This is a genomic window from Methanoregula sp. (genome assembly GCF_002835825.1).
Lineage (GTDB): Archaea > Halobacteriota > Methanomicrobia > Methanomicrobiales > Methanospirillaceae > Methanoregula.
The window spans coordinates 1-3,986 of sequence record NZ_PIZH01000214.1 but is presented as its reverse complement, the minus strand read 5'-3'; the positions used below and the strand labels follow the sequence as shown (position 1 = coordinate 3,986).

4 protein-coding genes are annotated in these 3,986 nt (G+C 55.5%); 2 read left to right on the top strand and 2 right to left on the bottom strand.

Annotated elements, in window-relative coordinates; translation table 11 throughout:
• Positions 1 to 242 precede the first annotated feature (242 nt).
• Positions 243 to 752, bottom strand: a complete 510-nt coding sequence (locus tag CW742_RS08445; RefSeq protein ID WP_292419084.1) for an META domain-containing protein — start codon at positions 750 to 752, stop codon at positions 243 to 245.
• A 379-nt stretch (positions 753 to 1,131) separates the two neighbouring features.
• Between CW742_RS08445 and CW742_RS08440 the strand changes: the two genes are divergently transcribed.
• Both CW742_RS08440 and CW742_RS08435 read left to right on the top strand, forming a co-directional pair.
• Positions 1,132 to 2,133 (top strand): hypothetical protein, encoded by a 1,002-nt coding sequence (locus CW742_RS08440; RefSeq protein ID WP_292419083.1) that lies wholly within the window; start codon positions 1,132 to 1,134, stop codon positions 2,131 to 2,133.
• A gap of 221 nt (positions 2,134 to 2,354) precedes the next feature.
• Positions 2,355 to 2,927, top strand: coding sequence for an LEA type 2 family protein (locus CW742_RS08435; protein ID WP_292419080.1), 573 nt, complete (start codon positions 2,355 to 2,357; stop codon positions 2,925 to 2,927).
• 79 nt (positions 2,928 to 3,006) lie between these two features.
• Here the strand turns inward: CW742_RS08435 and CW742_RS08430 are convergent.
• On the bottom strand, positions 3,007 to 3,986 hold a 980-nt coding region (locus CW742_RS08430; RefSeq protein ID WP_292419077.1), incomplete at its 5' end, for a SpoIIE family protein phosphatase.

Sequence of the window (3,986 nt, the reverse complement as noted above, 5' to 3'; positions counted from 1 at the left end):
AACCGCAGCCCCGGGTAATGGGCAGCGCTACACTTGTGTGGAACAGGCCGCGCACACAATTGCCGGGACGGGTCCAGGCTACGCCGGTGCCGAAGACGGTCAGGTTCAGCGCGCATGAAAGGGAAGCCGGAAGAGACTCAGGAACGTAAAGATGAGGATAATGGATGGTCTCATGCGTTTGTAGTATGGCATCCTGTAAAAAAAAGGTTTTTCACCGTATGACATTGCCCCTTGCCCGTGGTTTATGCCGCAGCAAAGACGAGCAGCGGTTCCCCGGCTGTGTTGTACATGGTCAGGACCCGGTTATGCACCCGAAGCGCCGCGGTATCTTCAAGCAGCGAGTAATACCGGGACTCCTGGATCATTACGCCATTGCCGGGACAGTTCATCTTGGTGGTGGTAATTCCCGAGACAACCATCAGGGTGTCCTTCACCAGGTACCGGGCTGAATAGTCGTTGCAGCCCCCGGATCCGCTGACTTTGCCATCGGTTGAAAACCGGGCGGTGACGGTTGTGCCCTCGCGGACTGGCACGGTTGTGCCATCAGAGGCGGCATACGACTGGAGCGACCAGCGGTGCTGGGTGATAGCGGTTGCAGCAGTTGCATCCTGCCCGGAGAGGTTCATGAAAAAGACCATGACGATGAGGATGCCCATGAGCACCACGGCAAGGGAGATCATGTACCCTTTTGGCGTATCGGCAGGCGAGGTCTTTCCCGTGCTGTCATCTGATGGTTCGGGAGAATCCGGCATAACCGGTGTTCACGCGTTGATGCATTAACCGTTTCGTTTCCCGCCCTCGCCGATGGTGAAGGAACCCGGGGTGAATCAATTGTTGGTTGGACAATAAGGGAGCCGGATGTGGATTGCATTGGACCTGAAACAGTGACAAACAAGGGCTGGAAAAAAAAGGCTATGAACATTTCCCGGCTCGCAGGATTTATCTTGATATTACCCAAACACGTCAATACGAACATCTGGATGGCTGAGATCACCAATGAATGAAGAGAAATCCATAGGGAATCCTGTAAGGAAATGGGCGCCGGTTTTTGTGCTGGTGTTCCTGGCAGCGGTAGTTGGACTCTGGTATTTAGCTTTTTTCCTCCCGGCATCAGATCCCGGGCAGGCCCCCTTGAACGAGGACATTCTGGCGCCTGTGGGGCACAGTGACAGTTCCCCGGACGGGACGAACTGCCATAATGTGAATAACCTCCAGGAAGAGAACCGTGACAACCTTGCGGCGCCTACTGTCGTCGATCTCAACGAAGCAAACGGTAACCTGCTTGTCCGCGGGCCCCTCCCCCTGATTGTCCGGGACGGAGTTGGCAAAGACGGTGGCTGCAAAAACAAATCGGAGTGGCAGTTCGCCTATGACAACCTCAATGTCATGCTGAAAAATGTGAAGGATGTGAGCCCGGCCTATTTCAGTACCGGAAAGTCAGCAGCACTACGAGCCCAGATGCAGGAGTTCGAGCTTGGGGATTATCATGTGATTGTTGTCAGCCTCCTGAACACTGCTGACAATGCCAACTATGTTGATATCGAAAAAGCAGCATTCGGGCAGAAATTCAGCCGGTGCTCGGCACCGGTTGTCGAAGGAACGCTCCGCGGCCAGCCGGCAAACCTCATCTGGTCAAGTGTCGGGGCCTGTAGCGATGATGCATCCTGTAAGAATGTTCTGGAATCTGATTCGGACGTACTCTGCAGTTACAACAATCTCATGGATACTATCAGCACCCTGATGGCACAGAAGGACCCGACCGGAAAGAAACGCCTCATCTACGTCCACTGCACGCACGGCGCAGACCGTACCGGTATTGTGACCATGGGATACCTGATGAAGGATCTCGGACTGGGTTACTCCGATGCGCTTACCTATACCAATAACCTGGGACAGAAGACATCGCCCCATCCCCACAATCTGGTCGAGACGTATCTCACCATGGCACAAGCCTACTGCAAGGAGATTGGGGGATCCTGTGCGGCTGGTGCAGGTGTCGTGGGAACCTCTCCAGTAAATCCCGATGTGACAACCATCCTCCCGGTAACGAGCCTGCAAATTGTGACGACAGCACCAGCACAGACACCGGTTACCCATTATAACCCGCAGAACTCCGGCGGGTCTACATTCTGATGTTTCAGACCGGAACCTGAATTTCCCGGTTCCTCGGGGCCGGCCCCATCTCTTCTTAATACCGGGTATTCCCGGTTTATCCCGATGTCTCCGTACGGGCCAGGACACGACCCGTTTCTGATCGCAGCTCAGAGGACATCATCATCTCATCCCCTCCAAAATATGGTAGTGCCTGCCCCCGCAGAACCGATATCTTTACGTTCCTGAAATGAATTCTCACTATGCGCACCTTCATCCTGACCGGTATCTTCCTGCTCTTTTTCCTCTGCATCCTCTTTGCCGGGTGCATTACGGAGGCCCCTGTGAAGCCGCCCGTGCTAACCGTGACCGATGTCACGTTATCGGATGTCTCACTCCGGACCCTGACGATCAACACGACCATAAATATCTTCAACCCGAATCCCGTTGGAGCAGATCTCAACAGGATCGCGTTCGACCTGTATTATGTGACCGGCGGATCCGACCAGTATCTCGGCCATGGCGAGCTCGCACATATCACTGTGAAGGAGAGCGGCAACACCTCCATCACCATGCCGGTGAAAATCGGTACCGTGCAGGCAGCACAGGCAATCGGGACGCTCGTGAAGGACGGATCGCTCACCGTCAAGGTGAACGGGACCGCGGCAATCGACCTGAAGGTGATGTCCTATGAACTGCCGTTTGCACAGCAGCGGGTGTTCTACCTGGAGGAGTTCACGAACCTTGTCCCGGAGATCTCGGTTGCCGGACTGTCTGTGAATACATCTGAAGTGATCAGCCAGGGGAGGGCGATCCTGGAAACATTCCTTGAATAAGGGAAAGGGAATCCCGGCAACAGGATCCCGGTCTGTTCTTTTTTATGCCTGTGAGCGACATGGATAAATCCGGCCCGGCTCAGAGTACCTTCAGCACCATGACGGTAATATCGTCATGCTGGGGGTGAGTGCCGGCAAATGCCACCACCTCGCGCACGATTGCGTTGATGATCTCCTGCGAGGGAAGGGCCTTTGTCTCTTCAACGCATTTCATCAGCCGCTCGATACCATATTCATCGTCCTTTGCGTTCATTGCCTCGGTCACGCCATCCGTGTACAGGACAACAACGTCTCCGGGCTGGAGCGGGATACTGACGGATTTGAGTTCGATCTCGTCCAGGACCCCGAGCGCTATCCCCTCGGCGTTCAGGAGCCGGACACTGGCGGTACCGGCGCCAAGGTACAGGGGCGGGTTGTGGCCGGCATTGACAAACATCAGCGACTTCTCTTTGCAGTCGAGAACCGCGTAGAAGAGCGTGACGAACATGCTTGTCTTTGAGTCCGCGAAGATGTGCCGGTTTGCCTCCCGAATGGACCGGACAGGATCTTCAACCGAGGTTGCACTTGCCCGGATCAGGGTCCGAGAGAGCGCCATGAACAGCGCTGCCGGGACGCCCTTGCCCGAGACATCTGCGATTACGAGACCATAATGGTCGGAATCGAGCGGGATGAAGTCATAGAAATCCCCGCCTACTTCGAGAGCCGGGAGGTTGTATCCCGCAAGGTCGAATCCCGGCAGCGTGGGAGCGGACTCAGGGAGGAAACTCTGCTGGATCCCTTTTGCAATCTCCAGTTCCTTTAACATCCGCTCCTTCTCGGCAGTGGTCCGCTTCAGGGTGCTGATATACTCCCGGAGATCGGCTGCCATCGTGTTGAACGAACGGGCAAGGCTGCCAAACTCGTCGCGCGTCTCCACCTCCACACGGTACTCGAGGTTGCCCTGCCCGATCTCTTCAGCACCCCTCTGGAGTTTCAGGAGCGGCCCGGTCAGGAACCGGGAGAAGACGATGGTCAGGACAATCACCACGATTATGAGGACGACGAAGAGCAGGGTGAAGG